The sequence below is a fragment of the Streptomyces sp. NPDC002588 genome, from assembly GCF_040295925.1.
GTDB lineage: Bacteria > Actinomycetota > Actinomycetes > Streptomycetales > Streptomycetaceae > Streptomyces.
In genome coordinates, this window is record NZ_JBEOWF010000006.1 from 120,643 (window position 1) to 142,991 (window position 22,349).

Sequence of the window (22,349 nt, forward strand, 5' to 3'; positions counted from 1 at the left end):
CGACGCCCGCGGTGGGGGTAGCAGTCTCTGCACGGCGGCGGCCGTGCGGCAGTTGGCATCCCCAGGGCGTCGTACCCGCGCCGGCAGCCGTTCTTTTGTCTTCGGACCTTGAGGTATCCCCTGCTCCGGCAAGGAGCTTGGGGAAGGGGGTTTCGTGGTTCGCATCCGAGTCCTGGTCGTCGACGACCACCGCATCTTCGCCGAGTCGCTCGCCGCGGCGCTCGCCGCCGAGCCCGACGTCGACGTCTCCGCGGCCGGCAGTGGCCCGGCCGCGCTGCGCAGCCTGGAGCGCGCGGCCGCCGAGGGGCGCCGCTACGACGTGCTGCTCGTCGACGCCGATCTCGGCGCCGGCCTGGGAGGCGGCCAGGCCGCCGTGCTGCCGGGCATACGGCCCGCCGTGCCCGTGCAGGAAGTGGGGGAGGACGGCCTCGTCGACGGGATCTCCCTGGTCGCCGGGGTGCGCTCCGCACAGCCGCACGTCCGGATCGTCGTCCTCGCCGAGAAGGACGACCCCCGCCGCGCGGCCCTCGCCCTGCAGGCGGGTGCCTCCGGCTGGGTGGCGAAGGACTGCTCGCTGTCCCGGCTGCTGACCGTCATCCGCGGGGTGCTGCGCGAGGAGACCCACCTCCCGCCCGCCCTGCTCACCGGCGTCCTGCGCGAGCTGACGGCCGCCCGCAAGCACCGAACCGAGAGCGAGCGCCTCGTCGAGTCCCTCACCCCGAGGGAGCGGGAAGTCCTGCGGTGCATGGTCGCGGGCCTGGGGCGCAAAGCCGTCGCCGAGCGCCTGTTCCTCTCCCCGCACACCGTCCGCACCCATATGCAGAACGTCCTCGGCAAGCTCGGCGTCCACTCCACCCTCGCCGCGGTCGCCCTCGCCCGCAGGGCGGGCGTGGGGCCGGTCGACCTGGGCCCCGCCGGGCAGATCAGGCCGGAGGAACCCAACAGCGCCTGACCGGCCCGCGCCCGGCAGTCCCCCCGGAGGCCTCTCGGTCAGCCGGGGATGTTGTCGAACGGGGCGGTCAGCTGGCGTAGGAGGGCGGCCAGTTCGTCGCGCTGGGCGTGCGAGAGCTCGGCCAGGATCGCCCGCTCCTGGTCGAGCAGCCCGGCGAGCGCCTGGTCGGCGCGGTCCTTGCCGTCGTCCGTGAGGCGGACCAGCACACCGCGCCGGTCGCTCGGGTCCGGCAGCCGCTCCACCAGGCCCTTCTTCGCGAGCCGGTCGATCCGGTTCGTCATCGTGCCCGACGTGACGAGCGTCTGCGTCAGCAGCTGCCCCGGCGAGAGCTGGTACGGCCCGCCCGCGCGCCTCAGCGCCGTCAGCACGTCGAACTCCCAGGGCTCGAGCTGGTGCTCGGAGAACGCCAGCCGGCGCGCCCGGTCCAGATGCCGGGCCAGCCTGCTCACCCGGCTCAGTACTTCCAACGGCTCCACGTCGAGGTCCGGGCGCTCCCGGCGCCACGCTGCGACCAGCCGATCGACCTCGTCCTCCATGGCGATCAGTGTAGTGGTTGTGTCGACGTGAAGTCTCTTGATGTAGAGCTTCTCTGTGGTGATCTTCTTTCGATCAAGTCTCTTGACGTCAAGATAAATTGTGCGGGAAGGTTGAGGACATGACGACGAACCCCTCCTGGGACCCCGCCCAGTACCTCCGCCACGCCGGCCACCGCGCCCGCCCCTTCGCCGACCTCCTCGCCCGCGTCCCCGGCCTCCCCGGTGACCCGCCCCGCATCGCCGACCTCGGCTGCGGCCCCGGAAACGTCACCACCGTCCTCGCCGACCGCTGGCCCACCGCCCGCATCACCGGCTACGACAACTCACCCCAGATGCTCCAGGACGCCGCGGCGTACGCCGGCCCCCGCCTCGACTTCGCCCACGCCGACCTCACCACCTGGACGCCGGAGGAGACCTTCGACCTGCTCGTGTCGAACGCCGCACTGCAGTGGGTCCCCGGCCACCTCGACGTCCTCCCCGCCTGGCTCGACGGCCTCGCCCCCGGCGGAACCCTCGCCTTCCAGGTCCCGCACAACATCGACGCGCCCCTGCATGCCCTCATGCGCGAACTCGGCAACACCCCCCGCTGGAAGGACCGCCTCGGCCCGGTCCTGCGCCACGAGGACTCCGTCCACGCCCCCGGCGTCTACCTCGACCGCCTCGCCCGCCTCGGCTGCGCCACCGACGTCTGGACGACGACGTACCACCACGTCCTCCAGGGCCCCGACCCCGTCCTCGACTGGGTCAAGGGCACCGGCCTGCGCCCCGCCCTCGACGCCCTCGCCGGCGACCCCGAGGCCCGGGACGCCTTCGTCACCGAGTACCGCGACCTGCTCCGCGAGGCCTACCCGACCCACGGCTACGGCACGGTCCTGCCCTTCCGCAGGCTGTTCGCGGTGGCCACCAAGGCGGCGTGAGATGCTCGCCGCCGTCGACCACGTCCAGCTCGCCGCCCCGCCCGGCTCCGAGGACCGACTCCGCGCGTTCTACGCCGACGCCCTCGGAATGACCGAGATCCCCAAGCCCGCCGCGCTCGCCGGGCGCGGCGGCTGCTGGTTCCGGACCGGAGCCGTACAGCTCCACCTGGGGATCGAGGACGACTTCCGGCCCGCACGCAAAGCCCACCCCGGGCTCCGGGTCACCGGCATCGACGCCTACGCCGCCCGGCTGGAGTCCCACGGGGCGTCCGTCGTCTGGGACCACGACCTGCCGGGCCACCGCCGCTTCTACTCCTACGACCCCGTCGGCAACCGGCTGGAATTCCTCGAGCCCACCGTTTGAACCGCCGGCCCCACGGTCACCCGGAGTCGAAAGGGGCAAGGTTGGGAGTGACCCGCGATGGCGAAGGAACAGAAGTCCAAGGCGAAGAAGGAACAGCTCAAGGGCAAGGCCAAGGAGGCCGCCGGCCGAGTGACGAGGAATGCCCCGCTGGAAGCGGAGGGCCGCGCCGAACAGGCCAAGGGCGACGCCCGCCAGGCCAAGGAGAAGGCGAAGGACACCTTCAAGCACTGACGGACGCTCGGGTCCCTAGGACGTCCTGCCGAGGTGGGTGACCAGGATGTGGATCACCTCGTTGTCGATGACGTATATGACCCGGTAGTCACCGACGCGCAGGCGGCGGATGTCGACGCCGTAGGCGACCGAATTGATGGGGCGCGGGTTGTGCGCCAGCTTGTCGATGTCGTTCAGAACCGCGGCCAGACCCGTGGGGTCCTCCTTCAGGAACCGGGCCGCGGCAATGAGTGCGTGAGGTTCGAAGACGATCTCGTAGGTCACGGGCGTTCGAGCCCCAGTCGCCTGCGCACCTCGGCCATCGGGATGCCCGGCTCCAAAGTTCCCTCCGCCTTGCGCCGCTGATAGTCCGCGACCGCCAGCGCGTCCTCGAGATCCTCTATCACCTGCGGCGACACCAGCAGCGCCGCCACGTGCCCGTGGTCGGTCAGGGCGATGGTCTCGCGGCTGTGGGCCGCCCGGCGCACCAGGTCACCGAGCTGGGCACGGGCTGCGCTGATCGAAATCTCAGTCATACCCGGAACGATGCCACAAGATTAACCTAGAGAAATGTTTCTTCAGCTCTTGCGTCGCCCTATCAGGTGAGGCCTGGCCTCCATCCCGTCCAGGCCGTGCCACGCCAGGTTCACCAGGTGGGCCGCCACCTCCGCCTTCTTCGGGCGGCGCACGTCCAGCCACCACTGGCCGGTCAGGGCGACCATGCCGACCAGCGCCTGCGCGTACAGCGGGGCAAGCTTCGGGTCGAAGCCGCGGCTCTTGAACTCGCGGCCCAGGATGTCCTCCACCTGGGTCGCGATGTCCGAGATGAGAGACGCGAAGGAACCCGTCGACTGCGGGATGGGGGAGTCACGGACCAGGATGCGGAACCCGTCCGTGTACTCCTCGATGTAGTCCAGAAGGGCGAAGGCCGCCTGCTCGCACAGCTCGCGCGGATGGCCGGCCGTGAGGGAACTGGTCACCATGTCCAGCAGCCGCCGCATCTCACGGTCGACGACGACCGCGTACAGGCCCTCCTTGCCACCGAAGTGCTCGTACACCACCGGCTTGGACACCCCGGCCTTCGCCGCGATCTCCTCCACCGACGTGCCCTCGAAACCCTTCGCCGCAAACAGGGTGCGACCGATCTCCAGCAGTTGCTGACGACGCTCCGCCCCCGTCATACGGGTACGCCGCGCACGCCTCGGCTTCGCCTCGCCACTGGAACTCGGGGTACTGCTGGAGTCGGTCGCCACGGCGTCAATCATGCCGCCTCAGCGGCCGCCTTCCGGCGCCGAGAGCCGTCCTCACCCGTGTTGCGACGCGAATCGATACGCGAGCGTGACGGCCAGCGCACGTCGTACGCCCATCCGAACGCCTCGAACAGACGGATGAACCGCGCGGAGGAATCGATCTGACCCCGCTCCACCCCGTGCCGCGCCGACGTCGGGTCCGCGTGATGCAGGTTGTGCCACGACTCCCCGCAGGACAGGACCGCCAGCCACCACACGTTGCCCGACCGGTCCCGAGACTTGAAGGGCCGCTTGCCGACCGCGTGACAGATCGAGTTGATCGACCAGGTGACGTGGTGCAACAGAGCCACCCGAACCAGCGAACCCCAGAAGAACGCCGTGAACGCACCCCACCAGGACATCGTCACCAGCCCGCCCACCAAAGGCGGGATCGCCAGCGACGCCACCGTCCAGAAGACGAACTGGCGCGAGATCGCCCGGATCGCCGGATCCTTGATCAGATCCGGTGCGTACTTGTCCTGCGGAGTCTGCTCCTCATCGAACATCCATCCGATGTGTGCCCACCACAGGCCCTTCATCAGCGCCGGAAGCGTCTCCCCGAACCGCCACGGAGAGTGCGGGTCACCCTCGGCGTCGGAGAACTTGTGATGCTTGCGGTGATCCGCCACCCAGCGCACCAGCGGCCCCTCCACCGCCAGCGACCCCATGACCGCCAACGCGATCCTGAGCGGCCGCTTCGCCTTGAACGAACCGTGCGTGAAATAGCGGTGGAAACCGATCGTGATGCCATGGCACCCGAGGAAGTACATGAAGACCAGCAGACCGAGGTCGAGCCAGCTCACACCCCACCCCCACGCCAGCGGCACCGCCGCGAGAAGCGCCAGGAACGGGACGGTGATGAAGAGGAGCAGCGTGATCTGCTCGATCGAACGCTTCTGCTCGCCACCCAGGGTGGCGGAAGGGATGGGGGAGTCGTCGGGCGCCTTCGAAGGTTCTTCGATCACGTTGGAGCGAGTGGACATGCGCGTCCCCTGTGGGGTCGTGGGTTGAGGCAGGTGCCGTGCAGGAGGGAACCAGACGTGTTCCCTACGGTTCCGTAACCTACGGCATCGTAAGTATGGCAGTGCCCTGCCCGGCGGCAAGAGCCCATCGGTCTGCGCGTCCCACCCGCCACTTATCCTTGGAGACGGTCGGACAGCGCGGTCCGCTCTGTTTTCTTCCCGGATGTCCGGCCCCTAAGCGGCCCCCGCCGCGAGGTCGGACACCCGGGTTCCCTCCCGGACGAGCTTCAACACTGCAAGGAGCCGCACCTGTGAGCAGTGCCGACGACCAGACCGTGTCCACGGCGACCACCAGCACCGAGCTGCGGGCCGACATCCGCCGACTGGGCGACCTCCTCGGAGAGACCCTCGTCCGGCAGGAGGGCCCCGAACTGCTCGACCTGGTCGAAAAGGTCCGCCGCCTCACCCGCGAGGACGGCGAGGCCGCCGCCGAACTGCTGCGCGGCACCGAACTCGAGACCGCGGCCAGGCTGGTCCGCGCCTTCTCCACCTACTTCCACCTCGCCAACGTGACCGAACAGGTCCACCGCGGCCGCGAACTCCGCGCCCGGCGCGCCGCCGAAGGCGGTCTCCTCGCCCGCACCGCCGACCGCCTCAAGGACGCCGACCCCGAACACGTCCGCGAGACCGTCCGCAACCTCAACGTCCGCCCCGTCTTCACAGCACACCCCACCGAAGCCGCACGCCGGTCGGTACTCAACAAGCTCCGGCGCATCGCCGCGCTTCTGGAGACCCCCGTCATCGAATCCGACCGCCGACGCCACGACACCCGCCTCGCCGAGAGCATCGACCTGGTGTGGCAGACCGACGAACTGCGCGTCGTCCGCCCCGAACCCACCGACGAAGCCCGCAACGCCATCTACTACCTCGACGAACTCCACGCGAACGCCGTCGGTGACGTCCTGGAGGACCTCACCGCCGAACTCGAACGAGTCGGTGTCACCCTCCCCGACACCACTCGCCCCCTCACCTTCGGCACCTGGATCGGCGGCGACCGCGACGGCAACCCCAACGTCACCCCCCAGGTCACCTGGGACGTCCTCATCCTCCAGCACGAACACGGCATCAACGACGCCCTCGAGACCGTCGACGAACTCCGCGGCTTCCTCTCCAACTCCATCCGCTACACCGGCGCCACCGACGAACTCCTCGAGTCACTCCAGGGCGACCTCGAACGCCTCCCCGAGATCAGCCCCCGCTACAAGCGCCTCAACGCCGAAGAGCCCTACCGCCTCAAGGCCACCTGCATCCGCCAGAAGCTCGAGAACACCAAGCAGCGCCTCGCCAAGGGCACCCCGCACGAACCGGGCCGCGACTACCTCGGCACCAGGGAACTGCTGACCGACCTCACCCTCATCCAGACCTCCCTGCGCGCACACCGCGGTGCCCTCTTCGCCGATGGCCGCATGAACCGCACCATCCGCACCCTCGCCGCCTTCGGCCTCCAGCTCGCCACCATGGACGTCCGCGAACACGCCGACGCCCACCACCACGCCCTCGGCCAGCTCTTCGACCGCCTCGGCGAGGAATCCTGGCGCTACACCGACATGCCCCGCGACTACCGCACCAAGCTCCTCGCCAAGGAACTGCGCTCCCGCAGGCCCCTCGCCCCCACCCCGGCACCCGTCGACGCCGCCGGCGCGAAGACCCTCGGCGTGTTCGAAACCGTCAAGCGAGCCCTCGCCGTATTTGGACCCGAGGTCATCGAGTCGTACATCATCTCCATGTGCCAGGGCGCCGACGACGTCTTCGCCGCCGCCGTCCTCGCCCGCGAAGCCGGACTCGTCGACCTCCACGCCGGCTGGGCCAAGATCGGCATCGTGCCCCTCCTGGAGACCACCGACGAGCTCAAGGCCGCCGACACCATCCTCGAGGACATGCTCTCCGACCCCTCCTACCGACGCCTCGTCGCCCTCCGCGGAGACGTCCAGGAGGTCATGCTCGGATACTCCGACTCCTCCAAGTTCGGCGGCATCACCACCAGCCAGTGGGAGATCCACCGAGCACAGAGGCGACTGCGCGACGTCGCCCACCGGTACGGCGTCCGCCTGCGCCTCTTCCACGGCCGCGGCGGCACCGTCGGCCGCGGCGGCGGCCCCTCCCACGACGCCATCCTCGCCCAGCCCTGGGGCACCCTCGAAGGCGAGATCAAGGTCACCGAACAGGGCGAGGTCATCTCCGACAAGTACCTCATCCCGTCCCTGGCCAGGGAAAACCTCGAACTCACCGTCGCCGCCACCCTCCAGGCCTCCGCCCTGCACACCGCCCCCCGCCAGTCCGACGAGGCCCTCGCCCGCTGGGACACCGCCATGGACGCCGTCAGCGACGCCGCCCACGCCGCCTACCGCGAACTCGTCGAGGACCCCGACCTCCCCGCCTACTTCTTCGCCGCCACCCCCGTCGACCAGCTCGCCGACCTCCACCTCGGGTCGAGGCCCTCCCGAAGGCCCGACTCCGGCGCCGGCCTCGACGGCCTGCGCGCCATCCCCTGGGTCTTCGGCTGGACCCAGTCCCGCCAGATCGTCCCCGGCTGGTACGGCGTCGGCTCCGGCCTCAAGGCCCTCCGCGAAGCAGACCCGCAGCAGGAAGGAGCCACCGTCCTCGACGAAATGCACGAACAGTGGCACTTCTTCCGCAACTTCGTCTCCAACGTCGAAATGACCCTCGCCAAGACCGACCTGCGGATCGCCCAGCACTACGTCGACACCCTCGTCCCCGACGACCTCAAGCACGTCTTCGACCGCATCAAGGCCGAACACGCCCTCACCGTCACCGAAATCCTCAAGATCACCGGCGAACGCGAACTGCTCGAAGCCAACCCCGTCCTCAAGCAGACCCTCACCATCCGCGACGCCTACCTGGACCCCATCTCCTACCTCCAGGTCACCCTCCTCAAGCGCCAGCGCGACGCGGCCGCCGCCGGCGCCGAACCCGACCCCCTCCTCTCCCGCGCCCTCCTCCTCACCGTCAACGGCGTGGCAGCAGGCCTCCGCAACACCGGCTGATCCCCTACGAAAAAGGGGGGTGCCCCCGGGCTTCGCATCCCTGCGAAACCCGGGGGCACCCCCGCTTCTGCCTGCCCGCGGCCGACCCGCGTGCCCTACGTCAGGATCGGCGCCGCCGGGCCACGAGGAAACCGCCCGCACCCACCAGCACCGCCGCGACGGCCGCGAGGGCGCCGACGGGCGCGCCGTTACCGGTCTCGGCCAGACCGTCGCTGCCGCCCTGCGGGGTGGACGCCGAGGACGGCGTCGAACCCGCCGAGGCCGACGGATCCGCGGACGCCGAGGAACTCGGCGAGGACGACGAGGAGGGGGACGCGGACGACGAGGCCGAGGCGGAGCCCGACGGCGATCCGGACGGTGAGGAACCGCCGCCGCCCTCGTCCTCGCAGTCCACCTTGAACACCTTGTGCTTGGCGGCCCCGTTCTCGCCCTCGAAGTTCCAGAACAGCTTGTACTGGCCGTCCGGCAGCGACAGGTCCTGGGTCCGGCCGTGACCGTTCGAGTCCAGCGTGATGGAGCCCGTCTTGACGGTCTCGCCCTTCTCGGCGTCGTTGTCCGCCCAGGCCTCGATGTGCCAGCCGACCGCCTGCACACCGTCGAAGGCGAACGCGTCGAGATAGAACGAGCAGACCTTCGGCTCGTCGCGCTGGTCGAACTCGTCGGTCGTCGACCTGTGGGTCTTCACATCGCCGTTGTCGCCGCCCGCCGCGTGGGCGGCCGGGGCAAGCAGCAGCGCGGCCGAGGAGGCGAGGGCCACGACACCGGCCCGGGTGAGGGTACGCATGGGGCAGTCCATCTTCGAGTGACGAAAGGGAAGATGTGGAGGGTGAGGCTCAGCTTCCAATCCGCACTGACTCCGGTCAATCACGAACAGGCAACTTATGGCGGGCACATAGAAAAGAAGCATGCCGAACACGATCAGACCGCGACAAAAGCCGCCGTCAGCAACGCCACCCCAGACCCAGCCAACACCCACCCCCACCGAGCACGCCCCAACCCACCCGCCACCACCACCGACGCCAACAACAACGCACCACCCAACGGCACCCACGCGAAAAGAATCCCCGCCGGCCCCGACCGCACCACCTCATCACCGTCCGGCTCCACCACCACCGCGTACGTCTGCCCCTTCTTCACCGCCACCGACTTCTCGATCTCCACCCGCGCACGCGCCGTCGACCCCGCCGACACCGGCGTGTAAGGCCCCCAGCACGTCTCACCCGCGCACTGCGCCACCGCGACCGTGCCCCGCTCCCGCCCCTTCGTCAGCATCACCTGCTGCGCCGTACCCCACGAACCCCACACCCCCGCGAACAGAATCAGCACGGCCACCACCCCCATCGCCGCCAGCCGCCCGAACCGCAACGCGGCAGAAGACGCGGCCCGAGTCCTACGAGACGAGCCGCGACGGCGATGAGAAGGGGACGCTGCGATGGCAGGCATGGCCGGGATCATTGGCCACACCCGCGCGACCCGTCAACCTCGACAGGGGACGAGCGGCGGACAAATCACGAGTTGTACGTACTCTGCGCCCGCTCCAGACCCTCGATCACCAGAGCCTCCACCGCATCCGCCGCCCGATCCACGAAGTAATCCAGCTCCTTGCGCTCCGCGGACACGAAATCCTTCAACACGAAATCCGCCACCTGCATACGCCCCGGCGGACGCCCGATCCCGAACCGCACCCGGTGATAGTCCGCACCCATCGCCTTCGTCATCGACTTCAGACCGTTGTGCCCGTTGTCCCCACCACCCGACTTCAACCGCAACACACCGTAATCGATGTCCAACTCGTCGTGCACAGCCACGACGTTCGCCACCGGCACCTTGTAGAAATCCCGCAGCGCGTTCACCGGACCACCCGACAGGTTCATGAACGACATCGGCTTCGCCAGAACCACCCGACGGTTCCCCGGACCCGGCGGACCGATCCGCCCCTCCACCACCTGAGCCTGCGCCCGGCCCGCCCGCTTGAACCTCCCCCCGATCCGCTCCGCCAGCAGATCGGCCACCATGAACCCCACGTTGTGCCGGTTCATGGCGTACTCAGGCCCGGGATTACCGAGGCCCACGACGAGCCACGGAGCACTCGCATCCGTCGTCACGTGCATGTCTCCTTGATACGCGCCAGCCGCCGCCCCCGACAGGGAGCAGCGGCTGACGAACGATGACAGTGAGGATCAGGCCTCGCCGGCCGCTTCACCCTCGGCGGCCTCACCCTCCGGGGCCTCCTCGGCCTGCGCGGCCAGAACCTGCAGCACGACCGTCTCGCCGTCGACACCCAGCTTGGTGCCCTTCGGGAGCGGGATGTCCTTGGCGAGAACCGAGTCGCCGGCCGCCAGACCCTCGACGGAGACGGTGACCGACTCGGGGATGTGAGTGGCCTCGGCCTCGACCGGCAGCGCGTTCAGCACGTGCTCCAGCAGGTTGCCGCCCGGCGCCAGCTCGCCCTCGGTGTGGACGTAGATCTCGACGTTGACCTTCTCGCCCCGCTTCACCAGCTGCAGGTCAACATGCTCCAGGAAGCCCTTGATCGGGTCCCGCTGCACGGACTTCGGGATCGCCAGCTCGTTCGTCTTGCCGTCGATGTCCAGCGCGATCAGGACGTTCGGCGTACGCAGCGCCAGCAGCAGCTCGTGGCCCGGAAGCGTCAGGTGCAGCGGGTCCGAACCGTGCCCGTACAGCACACCGGGAACCTTGCTGTCACGACGGATACGACGCGCGGCACCCTTGCCGAACTCCGAACGGGTCACAGCGGAAATCTTGACCTCGGACATGGACACTCCTCGTAGAACTGGAAGCGGATGGGGGTCCCCCGCTCGAGCGGAGTCGAGATGGGGGGTCACCCGGCCACGAACGGCCTGCTACGAAGAGCGCGTCGATAACGGACAACCGATTCCACAACGGAAACGGCCTCCCTCGCCGAGCAACCTCAGCAGTCTACTCGGCAAGGAAGGCCACACAAAAATCGATCAAACAGAAGCGACCGGACGACTCACTGCTCGTCGAACAGACTCGTCACCGAACCGTCCTCGAACACCTCACGCACCGCACTCGCGATCGTCGGCGCGATCGACAACACCGTGATCTTGTCCAACTCCAGCTCACCCGGAGTCGGCAGCGTGTTCGTGAACACGAACTCACTGACCTTCGAGTTCTTCAACCGGTCCGCCGCAGGACCCGACAACACACCATGCGTCGCCGTCACGATGACATCCTCCGCACCATGCGCGAACAACGCGTCCGCAGCCGCACAGATCGTCCCACCCGTGTCGATCATGTCGTCCACCAGAACACAGACCCGGCCCTCGACCTCACCCACCACCTCGTGGACCGTCACCTGATTCGCCACGTCCTTGTCACGCCGCTTGTGCACGATCGCCAACGGCGCACCAAGCCGGTCGCACCAACGATCGGCCACCCGCACCCGACCAGCGTCCGGCGACACCACCGTCAGCTTGTTCCGGTCCACCTTCCGGCCCACATAGTCCGCGAGCAGCGGCAGCGCGAACAGATGATCCACCGGACCATCGAAAAACCCCTGAATCTGATCCGTGTGCAGATCCACGGTCAGAAGCCGGTCCGCACCCGCCGTCTTCATCAGATCCGCGATCAACCGAGCCGAGATCGGCTCACGACCACGATGCTTCTTGTCCTGCCGCGCATAGCCGTAGAACGGCACGATCACCGTGATCGACCGCGCCGAAGCCCGCTTCAGCGCATCAATCATGATCAACTGCTCCATGATCCACTGATTGATCGGAGCCGTGTGGCTCTGGATCACAAAACAGTCAGCACCACGAGCCGACTCCTGGTAACGAACATAGATCTCACCATTGGCGAAATCGAAGGCCTTCGTCGGGACGACCCCGACACCCAACTGATGGGCGACCTCCTCGGCAAGCTCGGGGTGGGCGCGGCCGGAGAAGAACATCAACTTCTTCTCGCCGGTCGTCTTGATCCCGGTCACAGCACTGTCTCCTCAGAGGTCTCTCAGGGGTGCGGGTTCGCACTTATCACGGTACGCCGTGTTTGACGCACCCGTTTCAGGTCACTCTTCGCCGTCGCCCCGCCGGGAAGCCGCCTCGGCCGCCTTCGCCGCCGCACTCCCCGGACGCTTCCGAGCCACCCAACCCTCGATATTCCGCTGCTGACCGCGGGCCACGGCCAGCGAACCAGGCGGCACATCCTTCGTGATCACCGACCCGGCGGCGGTGTACGCGCCATCCCCCACCGTGACAGGTGCCACAAACATGTTGTCCGAGCCCGTACGACAGTGCGACCCGACGGTGGTGTGATGCTTGTCCTTTCCGTCGTAGTTCACGAACACACTCGCCGCACCGATGTTGCTGTACTCACCGATCGTCGCATCACCCACATAGGACAGATGAGGCACCTTCGTCCCCTCACCGATCGACGCGTTCTTCGTCTCCACGAACGTCCCGATCTTGCCCTTCACGCCCAGCCGCGTACCAGGACGCAGATACGCGAACGGACCCACAGACGCATTCGCACCGACATGGGCGCTGTAGGACACCGTGTTGTCCACCCGGGCACCCGCATCCACCAGCGTGTCCGTCAGCCGGCTGTTCGGACCCACCTCCGCACCCTCACCCAGGTGAGTGGCGCCATGCAACTGCGTCCCAGGATGGACGACCGCATCCTGCTCGAACGTGACAGTCACATCCACCCACGTCGTCGCCGGATCGACAACAGTCACACCGGCCAGCATCGCCGCCGTCAGAAGACGATCATTGAGAATCCGCCGAGCCTCACTCAACTGCACACGGTTGTTGATCCCGGCGACCTCCCGATGATCCACCGCCACCGACGCCCCCACCCGGTGACCGGCCTCCCTGAGAATCCCGAGAACATCCGTCAGGTACTCCTCACCCTGACTGTTGTCCGTCCGCACCTTCTTCAGGGCATCCGCCAGGAGAGCACCGTCGAACGCGAACACACCGGAATTGATCTCACGGATCGCCCGCTGCACGTCACTCGCATCCTTGTGCTCGACGATCGCCGTGACAGCACCCGAAGCCTCATCGCGGACGATCCGCCCATAACCCGTCGCATCCGGCACCTCGGCGGACAGAACCGTGACCGCATTGCCGTCCGCATGGTGCGTCGCGGCAAGCGCGGACAGCGTGGCACCCGAAAGCAGCGGAGTGTCACCGCAGACGACGATCACGGTCCCGTCCACACCCCCACCGAGCTGCTCCAGCCCCGTCCGGACGGCATGCCCGGTGCCGTTCTGCTCCTCCTGGACGGCGGTGCGCACCTGCGGGTCGATCTCACCCAGGTGCGCGGTGACCTTCTCGCGTGCGTGCCCGACCACCACGACGAGGTTCTCCGGGTCCAACTCCCGGGCCGCGGCCAGCACGTGGCCCAGCAGGGAACGGCCGCAGATCTCGTGGAGAACCTTGGGTGTGGCCGACTTCATACGGGTGCCCTCACCCGCTGCGAGAACGACGACGGCTGCCGGGCGAATGGCGCTCACTGAGTTGCCCTTCGGCTGTGGAGTGGGGTGGGACATCCGAAGGATACCGGGGCGTTTCTTGGCAGACATGAGAGTGGGCCCTGACCCAGCTAGGTCAGGACCCGAACCAAGCTCCCCCGCCAGGACTCGAACCTGAAATACATCATCCAAAGTGACGTGTGTTGCCGATTACACCACGGGGGATTACCAGGGTGCAGCCTACGCGGTTCGCCGCTTGGCCTCCACCACCATGCCAGACCACCAGCCTTCGATGCGACGGTGCAGGTCGGCGCTCTTGAGTACGGCGACCCTGAGGCAACCGTGGTAGTCAGCGCCCGTGTTCGTTCGATTGGTCTTGGGGTTGTGCTTCTTGAGGCTCGTCTTCAGGAGGTCGTCGACGGTGGTGCCGACCTGGTCTGCCCAGTAGGCCTCGGCTGCGGGTACGTCGGCCGATTCGTGGATGTTCACGGAGAAACGTCGGCGCTCGGGCTCCACGCCCAGCAGGATCATGTCGGCGTCGCTGTTCACGAAAATGACGCGTCGGGTCGAGCCCGGCTTGGCCTTTGCTCCCTCAGACCAGTAGAGCCCGATGCCGATCAGGAACAGTTCTCGTTTGCTGATCGCCCTTCTTGGAGCATCCCAGTTCCGCCTGGACCTGGTTGTACGTCCAGCCTTGCTGTCGCAGCTCCCGCGCCCGCTCGCGGAGGTCGTCCTTCGCTCGCGGCCGTTTGGTCCATTCCGGGGGCGGCTCGCCCTCGACCAGGCGCTGCAGTGTCTCCTTGTTGTGGACCTGAAGCTCCTCGCGGATCTGCCGGAGGCTGAGTCCCGCCCGCCGCAGACGCATGCCGTCCAGCCGGAATGGCCGCTTCCGGGGTCGAACGGTCGTGGTTCACCTGTTCGAGGGAAAACGCCGGGATTCGGTCGGTGAAACTCACCGGAAAGGGTGGGGTCCGCGCCCGTAGGCTGGAGGCATGACCACGACGGGGGAAGAGACCGCGACGACCCGGGAAGGGCCGTTGTGGTGGCCCAGATGGCGCAGTGCCGTGTTCGACTGGAGCCTGGCCGGCGTGTCCGCCGTGGAGTGCGGGATCGAGGGCGTCTCCTTCGCGCGGGACGCGGGGATCCCGGCGGCCGTGGGGGTCGTTTTCGGGGTGCTCGCCGGCTCGGTCCTGGTGGTGCGTCGGCAGTGGCCGATCGCGGTCGTGCTGGTGACGATCGCGATCACGCCGGCCCAGATGGGGTTCCTGATGGCGATCGTCGGGCTGTACACGCTCGCCGCCTCGGAGATGCCCCGGCGGATCCTCGTCTCGCTCGCGGGGATGCAGTTGGTGGGGACGTTGATCGTGACGTTCGTACGGGTGCGGCAGAGCATGGATCAGGGGCAGCTGACCGTCGGGGACTGGTTCATACCGTTCGCGGCCATAGCGACTTCCCTGGGGCTGACCGCGCCGCCCGTGCTGCTGGGGTTGTACGTGGGGGCCAGGCGGCGGCTCATGGAGAGTCTGCGGGAGCGGGCCGACAGTCTGGAGCGGGAGTTGCAGTTGCTCGCGGAGCGGGCGGAGGAGCGGGCGGAGTGGGCGCGGGGTGAGGAGCGGACGCGGATCGCGCGGGAGATGCATGACGTGGTGGCGCATCGTGTCAGCCTGATGGTCGTGCATGCTGCCGCGTTGCAGGCTGTGGCGCGGAAGGACCCTGAGAAGGCTGTGCGGAATGCCGCGCTTGTCGGGGACATGGGGCGGCAGGCGTTGACCGAGTTGCGGGAGATGCTCGGGGTGCTGAGGAGTGGTGGGTCCGCGCGGGATGGGGCGGGGGTGCCTGTGCCGTTGGCTGCGGTGGGGAAGGCGGCGGCTGCGGCGGCTTCGCGGGTGGTGGTGGAGGAGCACGGTGAGGGGCCGTGTCTGGGGGATGTGGAGGAGTTGGTGGGGCAGTCGGAGGCGGCGGGGATGGTGGTGGAGTTGTCGGTGGAGGGGAAGGTGCGGGCGTATGCGGCGGAGATCGAGCAGACGGCGTACCGGGTGGTGCAGGAGGCGTTGACGAACGTGCACAAGCATGCGGCGGGGGCGAAGACGCATGTGCGGTTGGCGCATCGGGTGGCGGAGATCGCGATGCAGGTGGAGAACGAGCCGCCGTCGGAGGTGGGGGCGTCGGCGGGGTTGCCGTCGGGGGGGAATGGGCTGGTGGGGATGAGGGAGCGGGTGGTGGCGTTGGGTGGGGTGTTTGTGTCGGGACCGACGGATGCGGGGGGTTTTCGGGTGTCGGCGGTGATTCCGGCGTCGTAGTGCCGAGGGTCAGCCTGCGGTGAGGCGTGCGGGTTCGATGCCGGAGATCAGGGCGCTGAGGGCTTGGTCGATGTCGGGGCCGAGGTACCAGTCGCCGGTGTGGTCGAGGGCGTAGACGCGGCCTTCGGCGTCTATGGCGAGGAGGGAGTGGGTGTCGCTCTCGGTGCCGAGGGGGCTGACGTCGGTGTCGAGGGCGCGGCCGAGGTCGGCGAGGGTGCGGGCCATGTGGAGGCCGTGGAGGGGGTCGAGGTGGAGGGTGGTGGGGGCGACTTGGCGGCCGGTGCCGGTGGGGGTGATGGTGAGGCCGCCGAATTCGGCCCAGGCTTCGACGGCGGCGGGGAAGACGGCGTGGCGGTGGCCGGCGGGTGAGGTGTGGTCGCGGAGGGCGTCGGCCCAGATTTCGGCTTGTCGGATGTCCCAGCGTCCGGGTTGCCAGCCGGCGGTGCGCAGGGCTTTGTCGACGGGTGTGGGGAAGCGGGTGGTGGAGGTGTGCGGGTCGGGGTGCATCTGCCTTCGTTCGTCGACGGTGCGGGGGTGCTGGTGGAGCGGCCGTGGGGGGTCAGTCGGTCGCTTCCGGGTCGACGATGCGGACGCCGAAGTGGGCGCTGAGGGCGGTGCAGGCGCGGCAGGGGGTGGCGAAGTTGCCGTGGAGGGGGTCGCCGTCCTCGCGGATGTGGCGGGTGGTGAGTTTGGCTTGTCTGAGTGCTTTGCGGGCTTCGCTGTTGGTCATGGGTTTTCGGGCTGCGCGTCTGCTGCGGGCGGTGTCGGCGGTGGTGATGAGGCGGGAGATGAGGAGTGCTTCGGCGCAGCGGCCGGTGAAGCGGTCGCGTTGGGTGCTGGTGAGGGTGTCGAGGAAGTCTTTGACGAGGTGGTGCAGGGGTGGGGGTTGGTCGCCGCGGGCGGCGGTGCCGGTGAGGGTGGCGCCGCGGACGGAGAGGGCGGCGGCGACGGTGGGGAGTATGCCGTCGCGGCGGTGGCGGAGGGTGGGGGCGTGGGGGGTTTCGGTGCTGGACCAGCCGATGCGGGGGTCGCCGGACGTGGCCGTTTGCGGCGTGTCGTGTGGTCCCGTTTGCGTTGTGTTCATGATCGTCATCCCCTCCCGAGCATGCCCTCGGACGTCACAGGGTGCCAAATGGTGTTGCGGGTGTGGAAGCTGGGGCGGTGCGACACGCCCGGGTTGGGGCGGTGCGTGAGTGCGGGGTGACGGCTGGTCACGGAAGTGGGGGGCCGGATTCGGTCGGCCGGTGACCGGTGTCGTCGTACCGCATAGGCTGTCGGCACCGTGATGCGCGCGGTGGGCGCGTGTTGGAACCGTTGGAGACAGTCGATACGGGGCGTGGTGGGTCGGGTCCGGAAGCGGAACCGGCTGCTGCGGGCCGTACCAGAGTGCCGCAGGGGGCAACCGCCATGACGACGAGTCGGCTCGGGCAGCAGGCCGCGCCGCCGAACGCGGCCTACGCCGGGCAGAACGTTCACTTTCCGGATCCGGTGCGGGCTGCGCGGCATCCGAGGGGGGTGCGGGTGGACGAGCGTGGCTACCCGGATTTCTCGCCGTATGCGCGGGCGGCGGCGGAGATCGCCGATCCGCCGGAGGGTTTCGGGGTCGACGAGTTGCGGTTGACGGACTACGTGTCGGCGAACGCCGCGCTGGCGGCTTCGGGGCACGAGTTGTGGGACACGGTTGCGAATGTGGCTACTCCGCATGGCTGGACGTGGCATCACGTGGTGGGTTCGCGGCGGCTGGAGCTTGTTCCGGTCGAGGTGAAGGCGTTGTTGCGTCATCACGGTGGGTTGGCTACGGCGGTGGTGGATCAGTCGAAGCGGGGGACACGGCCGTTGCAGGAGACGCGTCCTGCGCACTTCGGGTTGCCGAAGTCCGGTGTTGCTGTGTCGGAGGGGCAGGTGCAGGGGGTCGAGGAGGACCTGGGGTACCGGCTGCCGGGTGCGTACCGTTCGTTCCTGAAGGCGGCTGGTGGGTGTGCGCCGGTGGGTGCCGCGCTGGATGCGGAGCTGGGGTTGCTGGTGGACCAGCCGTTCTTCACGGTGCGCGATGAGGCGGCGGTCAATGATCTGGTGTACGTCAACAAGTGTCTGCGGGATCATCTGACGAAGGACTATCTGGGCGTCGGGTTCGTGCAGGGTGGGCTGCTGGCGGTGAAGGTGCGGGGCGCGCGGGCGGGTTCGGTGTGGTTCTGTGCGTACGACGATGTGCGGGACGTGGATCCTTCGTGGTCGCCGGCGGAGCGTACGGAGCGGTTGTTGTTGTCGTGCGGTGAGGATTTCGACGTGTTCCTGTCGCGTCTGGCGGGTGATCCGCCGGAGTTGGAGACGGTGGCGAATCTGATGGTGGACGGCGGGTTCGCGCGTGCGGTGCCTGTGGCGTCCGTGGGCGCGGGGGAGTGAGCTGAGCGATGGTGACGTTCGCGCAGGCGCAGGAGCGTGCGGAAGAGTGGATCAACGGGGATGTTCCGGCGTACCAGCATCGTGAGGTGCGGGTGCGGGAGTTCGAGTTGGGGTTCGTGGTGTGGGCGGAGGACCGTGCGGAGGGTCCTCGGTCGGACGGGGGTGCGCAGCGGCTGGTGATCGCGCGGGACAGTGGTGAGGCCACGTTGTGGCCCGCGTTGGCGGTGGGTGAGGTGATCCGCCGGTATGAGGAGGAGTACGGCCGTCCGGATGAGCCGCAGGATGCGGTGCCGGCGCCGGCGGCTCGGGTGGATCTGAATCAGACGTCGTTCTTGTTGTCGCCGCCGGAGTGGTTGCAGGAGGCGGCGGACAAGTTGGGGATGGCGGAGCGGAAGGGTGCTGCTGCTTCCGGTGCGGGTGTGTCGGGTGCGGCTGGGTCGGCGGGTGTGACTCCTGATCCGTCGCTTCCGCGGACGCAGGCCGGGGTGCCGGGGGGTGGGCCGGCGGAGACGCAGCCTGGGGTGCCTTCGGGGCCGGTGGCCGGTGCGCCGCCCGCGGGGGCCACTCCGTGGGCTGGGACGGACACCAATGGGGACGGGGGTGACGACCGTTCCGTGCCGCTGCCCGCGACGGTGTTCGCGCCGCCGCTGAGCGGTTCCGACGCGGTGCCGCCGCCCGCGGGTCTGCCGGACGCCGAGACGGCGCTGATCGCGGGCGGCAGTCAGTTGCCGCCGACGGCGGTGGCGCCGACGCTGGGCGAGCAGGGGGCCCAGGGCGCGGGTGGTGCGCGGGCGGGCGGGCCGGTTCCGCCGCCGGGCGGACCGGGCGGTTCGGGCGGTTCGGGGGTGCCGGGTGGGGCTCGGTACGGGTACCCGCAAGGTGGCGGTGTGCCGGCTGGTTCCGGTGTGCCTGCCGGTCCCGCCGGCGGGCAGGGTGCTCCGCCTCCGCCTCCTCCTCCGCCTGCTGTTGCTGCGCCTGCTCCGAGTGGGCCGCCTGCGGCCTCGTACGGGTATCCGCAGGGCGGGGGTGCGCCGGGGCGGCCGCTCGCGCCGAACGCCGGGGAGATCGCCGACGCCGCGACCAGCAAGGCCGCGCCGCCTCCGCGTCGGGGCCGGGGTGGGGCGATGCCACCGCCTCCGCCGAGTGCGCCGGGTGCGCCGGGTGCGCGGTCCGGTGACGCGCCTCCGCCGCCGCCCGGGGTTCCGGGTGCGCCCGGTGGTGCGGCGGGTGGATATGTGCCTACGCAGATGGTGTCCTCCCTGGGGCCAGAGGGACCTGCGGGCGGGCCTGGCGGCTCCGGTGCGCCGGGAGCCCCAGGTGCCCCCTTCGCCCCTGGCGGTCCTGGTGCCCCTGGTGCGCCGAACCCGCCCGGCGGCAATCCTCCCGGTGGGGTTCACCACGCCGCCACGATGCTCGCCGACCAGGGCCGGGTCGGACCTGGTGGGGCGGGTGGTGTGCCACGGCCTCCGGGCGCCCCTGGCGCTCCGATCGGCTCTGGTGCTCCGGGCGGGCCTGGTGTGCCCCATGCGCAGACCGTGCTGGCCGGGCCGCCGGTGGGTGGCCCCGGAGTGCCTCCGGGCGCTCCCGGGGCTCCGGGTGTGCCTCCGGGCGGCCCTCAGCCGCTGGCGCCGGGTCAGCCGATGCCGCCGGGGCAGCCGCAGGGGTACGGGTATCCCCAGCCGCCGGGGCTGCCGACGGTCGGTCCGGGCTATCAGGCCGTGTTGCGCTACCGCGCGCAGGACGGGTCGGAGCAGCAGGTGATCCGGCGTTCGGCGCCGGGTACGCCGCACCCGGAGTGGCAGATCTTCCATGAGCTGCGGGCGATGAACGTGCCCCCGGACCAGGTGCTGGAGCTGCACACCGAGCTGGAGTCGTGTGAGCTGCCGGGTGCGTACTGCGCGCGGATGATCCGGGAGCAGTGGCCGCAGGCGCGGATCGCGAGCATCGCGCCGTACGGCACGGATCATGCGAGCCGGCAGCAGGGCATGCAGCAGTTGTTGGCGCATCAGGGCGAGTTGCACCAGGTGGCGGACGGTCCTGCGCGGCCCGCGCCGGTGCGGGCGCCGTTGCCGCCGGTGCAGCCGGCGCCGCCGATCCCGCCGGAGGGGATCGCGCAGGAGCTGGGTGCGGCGTTCGGGCCGGGGATCTTCCGGTTCGAGCAGGGGGCGGTGTCGCGGCAGGGTGTGCCGCCGGTGGTGGCGCACACCCTGGTGGTGGCGGGTCTGCCGATGGACATGGGTCCGTTCTTCTGGGCGCAGGCTCAGCCGGGGCGGCCGGTGCCGACGCTGGCTGAGCTGGCGGCGGAGCGTGGGGTGCAGTCGGCGCCGGACGCGGGGTCGTACCTCGTGATGGGCAGTGACTTCGGCAAGGCGATCTGTGTGCAGTACGGGACGGCGAACATCGTCGCGGTTCCGGTGGAGGCGGGGCCGGGGGGTGGGTCGGTGCCGCCGCAGTTCGTGAACACGGGTCTGCCGGAGTTCGCGCGCTGCCTGGCGTTGCTGGGGCGGATGTGGCGGCTGCGGTACGGCCTGAACCAGGAGCAGGCGGGTCGTTGGACCGTCGACTTCCAGGCGCAGTTGGCCTCGTTGGACCCGGCGGCGCTGGGGTCGCCGGAGAGCTGGTGGTCGGTGCTGCTGGAGGAGATGTGGGACGGGTTGCTGTGACGCGTACGTTCCGCTGACGCGCGTACCGCGTGTGTCGAGGGCCGGGCCTGGTCGTGTGACCGGGCCCGGCCCTTTCGTGTGCGGAGATTGCCCGTATCTGTATGCGGAGTGTCGCGTTATGAACACTTAAGCCCGATACATCAAGATATGCGCGTAATCATTATTTCGCGTTTGTCTGGTGGAGAGGGGCTAAAGGATGAGCAGCGCACGAGTGTCATCGCGGCAGTTCGTGACCGTTCGCGGACGCGGTTACCGGCCCAAGGAGGTCGATGTGTTCGTCGCAGCGCTCTCCGCCGAACGCGACGCCGCGTGGGAGCGCGTCGCCCGGCTCGCGGTGCTCGCCAAGGAGATGGCGGTGGAGGCCAAGGAGTTGGGCGAGGCCGTGACGGTCATCGAGCCGCAGACGTACGACTCCCTCGGGGAGCGTGCCCGGGGCGTCTTCCAGCTGGTGCAGCAGGAGGCGGCCGACCTGGTCGACCGGGCCAGGCGGGAGGCGCAGGAGCAGGTCGAGCAGGCCGAGGAGCACGCCGCCGCCCTGCGCAGGGGGGCGGAGGAGCAGGCGGAGGAGATCCGCACACAGGCCAAGGAGCACACCCGTCGGCATCTGCTCGCCGCGCGCTCCGAGGCGCACGGGATCCGGGTGGGTGCCCGGCGCAAGGTGAAGGAGTTCCGCGGCGAGCACCTCGCGGAGCTGCGTGAGGTGCGGCAGCGTACCGCCGGCCTGCTGGTGGAGCCGAAGAGGGAGCACGCCGAGCAGTGGGCCGCCGTGGAGCGCGAGGCTGCCGAGCGGGCCGCCGCCCTGGACGTGCAGAACGAGCGGGCGGTGGCCCGTGCCGAGGAGGCGCTCGCGGAGGCGCAGCGGGAGGTCGCCGCGGCCGAGGAGATGTCCCGGCGGCGTCAGGAGGAGGCGGCCGTGCTCGCCACCCAGATCGTCGCCGAGGCGCGGCTGAAGGAGGAGCGCATCGCCCGGGAGACGGAGCGGGTGCTGCGGGAGCACGGCGAGCGCTGGGACGAGGTGCAGGCGCACATGGACCAGGTGCAGGAGAGCCTGAGAGCGCTCACGGGCGGCCCGACGGAGGACCCGGCGGAGTGACCGCCGGTTTCCTGCGCGTCGTCCGGATTCGTGCCGTGCGGCTGACGGCGGTGGTCTTCATGCCGCCGGTCGCCGCGCACCTGATCGTCAGTGCGGCCGTCACCACGACACAGCCGGTCTTCACGGCGTAGCCGGAG

Annotated in this window: 23 protein-coding genes, 1 tRNA gene and 1 pseudogene; 10 read left to right on the top strand and 15 right to left on the bottom strand. The window is 69.4% G+C overall.

Going from position 1 to position 22,349, the window contains the following annotated elements; genetic code table 11:
- Nucleotides 1–154 precede the first annotated feature (154 nt).
- The gene (locus tag ABT057_RS08860) at nt 155–952 is read left to right on the top strand and encodes a LuxR C-terminal-related transcriptional regulator (RefSeq protein WP_352341769.1); all 798 of its coding nucleotides are present in this window, start codon (nt 155–157) and stop codon (nt 950–952) included.
- A gap of 38 nt (nt 953–990) precedes the next feature.
- Here the strand turns inward: ABT057_RS08860 and tamR are convergent, their stop codons facing one another.
- Complete coding sequence (gene tamR / locus ABT057_RS08865; RefSeq protein WP_352341770.1) at nt 991–1,488, bottom strand: MarR family transcriptional regulator TamR; 498 nt, start codon at nt 1,486–1,488, stop codon at nt 991–993.
- 119 nt (nt 1,489–1,607) lie between these two features.
- Here tamR and ABT057_RS08870 point away from each other — a divergent pair, with 119 nt between their 5' ends.
- The 3 genes from ABT057_RS08870 to ABT057_RS08880 are packed head-to-tail and all read left to right on the top strand — an operon-like array spanning nt 1,608 to nt 3,000.
- On the top strand, nt 1,608–2,405 hold the full coding sequence (locus ABT057_RS08870) for a trans-aconitate 2-methyltransferase (protein WP_352341771.1): 798 nt from the start codon (nt 1,608–1,610) through the stop codon (nt 2,403–2,405).
- Between the two features lies 1 nt (nt 2,406).
- Entirely contained in the window at nt 2,407–2,769 is a 363-nt protein-coding gene (locus ABT057_RS08875) for a VOC family protein (RefSeq protein ID WP_352341772.1), read from the top strand.
- 57 nt (nt 2,770–2,826) lie between these two features.
- Entirely contained in the window at nt 2,827–3,000 is a 174-nt protein-coding gene (locus ABT057_RS08880) for a CsbD family protein (protein ID WP_352341773.1), read from the top strand.
- A 15-nt stretch (nt 3,001–3,015) separates the two neighbouring features.
- Here the strand turns inward: ABT057_RS08880 and ABT057_RS08885 are convergent, their stop codons facing one another.
- From ABT057_RS08885 to ABT057_RS08900, 4 genes are read right to left on the bottom strand one after another with little or no spacing between them, the layout of a single operon-like run.
- Nucleotides 3,016–3,264, bottom strand: coding sequence for a type II toxin-antitoxin system RelE family toxin (locus tag ABT057_RS08885; RefSeq protein ID WP_352341774.1), 249 nt, complete (start codon nt 3,262–3,264; stop codon nt 3,016–3,018).
- Nucleotides 3,261–3,515, bottom strand: a complete 255-nt coding sequence (locus ABT057_RS08890) for a type II toxin-antitoxin system Phd/YefM family antitoxin (protein ID WP_352341775.1) — start codon at nt 3,513–3,515, stop codon at nt 3,261–3,263. The genes ABT057_RS08885 and ABT057_RS08890 overlap by 4 nt, the downstream gene beginning before the upstream one ends.
- Before the next feature lie 42 nt (nt 3,516–3,557).
- A complete protein-coding gene (locus ABT057_RS08895; RefSeq protein ID WP_352341776.1) occupies nt 3,558–4,244 on the bottom strand; it encodes a TetR family transcriptional regulator in 687 nt (228 codons plus the stop codon).
- A complete protein-coding gene (locus tag ABT057_RS08900) occupies nt 4,241–5,251 on the bottom strand; it encodes an acyl-CoA desaturase (RefSeq protein ID WP_352341777.1) in 1,011 nt (336 codons plus the stop codon). The genes ABT057_RS08895 and ABT057_RS08900 overlap by 4 nt, the downstream gene beginning before the upstream one ends.
- A gap of 290 nt (nt 5,252–5,541) precedes the next feature.
- On the opposite strand from ABT057_RS08900, the gene ppc reads away from it, so the two are divergent.
- Entirely contained in the window at nt 5,542–8,295 is a 2,754-nt protein-coding gene (gene ppc / locus ABT057_RS08905) for a phosphoenolpyruvate carboxylase (protein WP_352341778.1), read from the top strand.
- A gap of 100 nt (nt 8,296–8,395) precedes the next feature.
- On the opposite strand, the gene ABT057_RS08910 is transcribed toward ppc, so the two are convergent.
- From ABT057_RS08910 to ABT057_RS08945, 8 genes and pseudogenes are all read right to left on the bottom strand, one after another.
- The gene (locus ABT057_RS08910) at nt 8,396–9,079 is read right to left on the bottom strand and encodes an LPXTG cell wall anchor domain-containing protein (RefSeq protein ID WP_352341779.1); all 684 of its coding nucleotides are present in this window, start codon (nt 9,077–9,079) and stop codon (nt 8,396–8,398) included.
- A gap of 134 nt (nt 9,080–9,213) precedes the next feature.
- Complete coding sequence (locus tag ABT057_RS08915) at nt 9,214–9,750, bottom strand: hypothetical protein (RefSeq protein ID WP_352341780.1); 537 nt, start codon at nt 9,748–9,750, stop codon at nt 9,214–9,216.
- Between the two features lie 53 nt (nt 9,751–9,803).
- Entirely contained in the window at nt 9,804–10,406 is a 603-nt protein-coding gene (pth, locus tag ABT057_RS08920; RefSeq protein WP_352341781.1) for an aminoacyl-tRNA hydrolase, read from the bottom strand.
- A gap of 69 nt (nt 10,407–10,475) precedes the next feature.
- On the bottom strand, nt 10,476–11,072 hold the full coding sequence (locus ABT057_RS08925; RefSeq protein ID WP_352341782.1) for a 50S ribosomal protein L25/general stress protein Ctc: 597 nt from the start codon (nt 11,070–11,072) through the stop codon (nt 10,476–10,478).
- A 218-nt stretch (nt 11,073–11,290) separates the two neighbouring features.
- Nucleotides 11,291–12,265 (bottom strand): ribose-phosphate diphosphokinase, encoded by a 975-nt coding sequence (locus ABT057_RS08930; RefSeq protein ID WP_352341783.1) that lies wholly within the window; start codon nt 12,263–12,265, stop codon nt 11,291–11,293.
- 81 nt (nt 12,266–12,346) lie between these two features.
- Nucleotides 12,347–13,795 (bottom strand): bifunctional UDP-N-acetylglucosamine diphosphorylase/glucosamine-1-phosphate N-acetyltransferase GlmU, encoded by a 1,449-nt coding sequence (glmU, locus tag ABT057_RS08935; RefSeq protein ID WP_352341784.1) that lies wholly within the window; start codon nt 13,793–13,795, stop codon nt 12,347–12,349.
- 111 nt (nt 13,796–13,906) lie between these two features.
- A tRNA-Gln gene (locus ABT057_RS08940) sits at nt 13,907–13,978 on the bottom strand.
- 15 nt (nt 13,979–13,993) lie between these two features.
- Nucleotides 13,994–14,618 (bottom strand): annotated as a pseudogene (locus ABT057_RS08945) (hypothetical protein).
- A 127-nt stretch (nt 14,619–14,745) separates the two neighbouring features.
- On the opposite strand from ABT057_RS08945, the gene ABT057_RS08950 reads away from it, so the two are divergent.
- Nucleotides 14,746–16,053 carry a sensor histidine kinase gene (locus tag ABT057_RS08950; protein WP_352341785.1) on the top strand — a complete coding sequence of 436 codons (1,308 nt, stop codon included), beginning with the start codon at nt 14,746–14,748 and terminating at the stop codon, nt 16,051–16,053.
- A 9-nt stretch (nt 16,054–16,062) separates the two neighbouring features.
- Here ABT057_RS08950 and ABT057_RS08955 read toward each other — a convergent pair whose 3' ends face one another.
- Both ABT057_RS08955 and ABT057_RS08960 read right to left on the bottom strand, forming a co-directional pair.
- Complete coding sequence (locus ABT057_RS08955; RefSeq protein ID WP_352341786.1) at nt 16,063–16,560, bottom strand: SUKH-3 domain-containing protein; 498 nt, start codon at nt 16,558–16,560, stop codon at nt 16,063–16,065.
- Between the two features lie 52 nt (nt 16,561–16,612).
- A complete protein-coding gene (locus tag ABT057_RS08960) occupies nt 16,613–17,146 on the bottom strand; it encodes a YwqJ-related putative deaminase (RefSeq protein WP_352341787.1) in 534 nt (177 codons plus the stop codon).
- Nucleotides 17,147–17,460: 314 nt separating this feature from the next.
- On the opposite strand from ABT057_RS08960, the gene ABT057_RS08965 reads away from it, so the two are divergent.
- The 4 genes from ABT057_RS08965 (at nt 17,461) to ABT057_RS08980 (ending at nt 22,343) form a co-directional block, all read left to right on the top strand.
- Nucleotides 17,461–18,456 carry an SMI1/KNR4 family protein gene (locus ABT057_RS08965; RefSeq protein WP_352341788.1) on the top strand — a complete coding sequence of 332 codons (996 nt, stop codon included), beginning with the start codon at nt 17,461–17,463 and terminating at the stop codon, nt 18,454–18,456.
- 8 nt (nt 18,457–18,464) lie between these two features.
- Nucleotides 18,465–21,119, top strand: coding sequence for an SUKH-4 family immunity protein (locus ABT057_RS08970; protein ID WP_352341789.1), 2,655 nt, complete (start codon nt 18,465–18,467; stop codon nt 21,117–21,119).
- Nucleotides 21,120–21,390: 271 nt separating this feature from the next.
- Nucleotides 21,391–22,212, top strand: a complete 822-nt coding sequence (locus ABT057_RS08975) for a cellulose-binding protein (RefSeq protein WP_352341790.1) — start codon at nt 21,391–21,393, stop codon at nt 22,210–22,212.
- On the top strand, nt 22,209–22,343 hold the full coding sequence (locus ABT057_RS08980) for a hypothetical protein (RefSeq protein WP_352341791.1): 135 nt from the start codon (nt 22,209–22,211) through the stop codon (nt 22,341–22,343). The genes ABT057_RS08975 and ABT057_RS08980 overlap by 4 nt, the downstream gene beginning before the upstream one ends.
- Nucleotides 22,344–22,349 lie beyond the last annotated feature (6 nt).